Annotated in this window: 4 protein-coding genes; all 4 read left to right on the top strand. The window is 38.3% G+C overall.

Features of this window, described 5'->3' with window-relative positions:
* Nucleotides 1-1,125, top strand: a 1,125-nt coding sequence (locus ABFC98_02020; protein MEN6444805.1) for a hypothetical protein, incomplete at its 5' end; no start/stop codon positions are given.
* Entirely contained in the window at nucleotides 1,122-1,724 is a 603-nt protein-coding gene (locus ABFC98_02015; protein ID MEN6444804.1) for a hypothetical protein, read from the top strand. The genes ABFC98_02020 and ABFC98_02015, both read left to right, overlap by 4 nt.
* Nucleotides 1,725-2,150 carry a hypothetical protein gene (locus ABFC98_02010; protein MEN6444803.1) on the top strand — a complete coding sequence of 142 codons (426 nt, stop codon included), beginning with the start codon at nucleotides 1,725-1,727 and terminating at the stop codon, nucleotides 2,148-2,150.
* 3 nt (nucleotides 2,151-2,153) lie between these two features.
* Nucleotides 2,154-3,589, top strand: a 1,436-nt coding sequence (locus ABFC98_02005; GenBank protein MEN6444802.1) for a UvrD-helicase domain-containing protein, incomplete at its 3' end; no start/stop codon positions are given.

Here is a 3,589-nt window from a genome sequence, read left to right as displayed (position 1 = left end):
GCAGCCAATTTGCGCTTAGCAGAAGTATATCTTTCTTTAGCCCTCGAAGCAAGTAAATCAAACAATATGGAGCTAAGCAAAATCTATCTGGATACCTTAATTAGAGAGGTTCCTGAAAGTCCTTTATTGCCAGAAGTGTTATATAGAAGAATAATTTACTTTGTTGATGTTAAAGCCGATAATGAATCTGCCTGGAATGATTATATGCGCCTCTACGATAACTATCAAAATAATTCCTATGAAATTTTGGCTCGCAATTATATTATTCGCTTTATTCCGGGAAAACTTGAATATGCAGCCATTTTAAATCAGCAGGGATACTATGCGGATGCTTTAAAAGAACTTTTTGAGCTTTCCAAATATCCGGTTGTGGATATGGAAATCCTCAATAAAAATATATCCGATGTTTATGAAAAACAGGCGGAAGAACTAATCAATGAGCAGGATTATGTGGAAGCGGATCGTTTGTTTCGTATTGCCTTACAATACTATCCACAGAAAAAAGCCAGTATTACAAACCGCTTGGAATCCATAACAAATCTCTTCATCCAAAAAGGTAACAGTTTACTGGAAGCGGGTGATTTTGAAGGAGCTTTGGCTCATTACCGAAAGACCTTTGACATAATTCCCGATTATCCTCCTGCGGTGGAAGCAATAAAACGGTTGAATACAATTCAAGCAAATATCAAAAAAGCAGGGGAACTTTTTGCTCAGGCAGAACGCCTGGAAGCCACCGGTAAATTAAATGAAGCCCTGCAGACATATAATAGTGCTTACGCTTTGGATGCTAAACCGGAATATAAACAAAAAGCTTCCATTATTCAAAATATGCTGGAAGCGAATAAGAATCCTGCCACTTTTGCGCGTAGAATTTTAAATGAATACCGCGGCGGCATATTGAACACACGCATCCAAAACAAAAAGAAAGAACTTCTTACTCGCTATAAAGAAAATGAAATTCAAGATAGCGGCTGGAAACTTATGCTCTCTACCGGACAGTATAAATATGAAGCTCGTTATGATTTGCTCACTCCCAATGAGACCTATCTATATGTATGGCAAATCAATCTGCGCGACCGAAGCATAATTCCTTTAAACAAACTCTCTGAGGCATTGATGCAATGAAAGCCATAAATAAAATCCTTGTTACATTCCTGCTTTTTATGCTGGCAGAGATAATAGCCGTGCCGTTGAAAGCACAGAGTTTTGATATTCAGGCGTTTTCAGACACTACAAAATATGGCTGGAAAAATTATCTGGATAGAAATGCCTATCGCAATGACTTACAAAAGCGTCAGGACTTGCTGCAAATTTATGAAATGGAAGCTCAACCCTTAAATGGGAATATTATGAAATCCGCTATTATCCCTGGTTGGGGACAATTCTCCACCAAAGAAAGCACGAAAGGAACAGTTATTTTGGGCACGGAAATTGTTTTAGCCGGTGGTTCCATCTATTTTATGGATAGAGCGATGAGCAAATTCCGTCTCTATAAAAATGCAACGCAAGTAGATGAAATTGAAAAATATTATAAGGATGCTCAAGTGCCTTATCAGTATTCCTTCATTATGATGGGTTTTGCCGGAATTATTTGGGCTTATAATATTTTTGATGTAATTCAATCCACGCAGGATTATAATGTGCGTTTATGGGAAGAAATTATTGGCCGCACGCAAAGCGGTCCCGTAAATATTACTCCCGCAGGTATTGAAGTGAGGTTTTAAATGGTTTCCCGGTGGCTGAAGTTATTGATTGTTATTTTACTGGTTTGTGTATTCAGTTCCTGCGATTTGAAAAGAAGTAATCCTCTTGATCCCAATGGGGATGGAGATGTTATAATCCCAGAACCGGTTACAGGTATCACTTATCATGCTAATTCGCTAAATCAAACTCCATGCTTCGTAACATTAACTTGGCAAGCTAACAATCCTTACAATACAGATGGCTATTATGTTTACAGGGGACTGGGCTACAATTCGTCTTTTGAATTAGTGGGTGATGTTTCCATCAATGAATTTACCCATAGCAGCACCAATGATCTAACTGTTCTTCCTGGTTATTACTGGTATCGGGTTTCTGCCTACAAAATTTATCCTGAAGGAAAACTGGAAGGGCGTAGATCAGAACCGATGTCCGTTTATATCCCTTAAATTATGCTATCCGAATTTTATACTTCCCAATTGAATGACAAGCAATTGGAAGTGGTAACAGATACCGAAAATCCTATTTTAGTCCTTGCGGGAGCGGGCTCAGGAAAAACCCGTTCTTTAATTTATCGCACTGCCTATTTAATTATGGAAAAAGGGGTTCACCCTTGGAATATTTTGGTAGTTACTTTCACCAATAAAGCGGCAAATGAACTGCAAAACCGTTTGGAAAAGTTACTGAACATTCCGATGCGGACATTATGGGTAGGAACTTTTCATTCTATCTGCTGTCGGATTTTGCGTTTTGAAAGCGCTCATTTACCCTTCCATTCCAATTTTTCCATTTACGATGAAGATACGCAGGCATCTTTGCTGAAGAAGATTTATAAAGAATATGGCTTTGATAAACAAAAATTCCCTGTGAACCGGATTTTACATCGCATTGGCAAATATAAAAACAAACTCCTTTTGCCAGAAGATATTAAAAACACTGATGAAGATAAAGACAGCGAATTTGGCACTTTTCTGAATATTTACCGCCTATATCAACAACAGTTGTTGCTCAATCAAGCGCTGGATTTTGACGATATTTTACTTTACACGGCAAAATTACTGATGTCCAATGAAATAGTGCGCGAAAAATACCGAGCTCAATTTCAATATGTAATGATTGATGAATATCAAGATACCAATACCGCTCAGTTTGAAATCGTGCATCAAATTGCCGGAGGACATCAAAAGGTATGTGTAGTCGGAGATGACGATCAAGCAATTTACAGTTTTCGAGGAGCCAGTTTACGCAATATTCTGGAATTTGAAAGGGACTATAAAAATGTGCACAGCATTCGCTTGGAGCAAAACTATCGAAGCACCGGCAGTATTTTATCTTTTGCCAATGCCATCATTGCCAATAATAGAAAAAGACACAGTAAAGAACTCTGGAGTGATCTTCCGGTAGGAGAAAAACCCATTCTTGCCATCTATGAAAATGAAATTGAAGAAGCGAATAAAACCACGGAAATAATTGCACAGCTACACAGTAAAGGAATTCCTTTTCATGAAATGGCTGTTTTATACAGAACCAATGCCCAATCCCGCGTATTTGAAAGTTCTTTGATTCAAGCCGAAATTCCTTACAGCATAGTGGGCGGAGTGCAATTTTACCAACGCAAAGAAATCAAAGACCTGCTGGCTTATTTATATGTGCTTGCCAATTTAAATGATAATGAATCCCTTTTACGCTGCATCAATGAGCCAGCACGCGGAATCGGACAAACCAGCATCAATAGAGTAATTACTTTTGCCAATAAAACCCGGATTTCTCTTTTCAGCGCCATTCAGAATGTAGAAGCAATAGAAGAATTGGGAAAATCGGCTAAAACTCGCATTAGCGATTTCTGCCAGTTAATGGAAAGATGGCATAGCAGTATTAACCAAAAACC

Origin of the sequence: Candidatus Cloacimonas sp., from assembly GCA_039680785.1 — a bacterium.
In the GTDB taxonomy this organism is placed as follows: Bacteria; Cloacimonadota; Cloacimonadia; order Cloacimonadales; family Cloacimonadaceae; genus Cloacimonas.
Note: the sequence above shows the minus strand (reverse complement) of the source record. Positions and strands in the feature narration are given on the sequence as shown.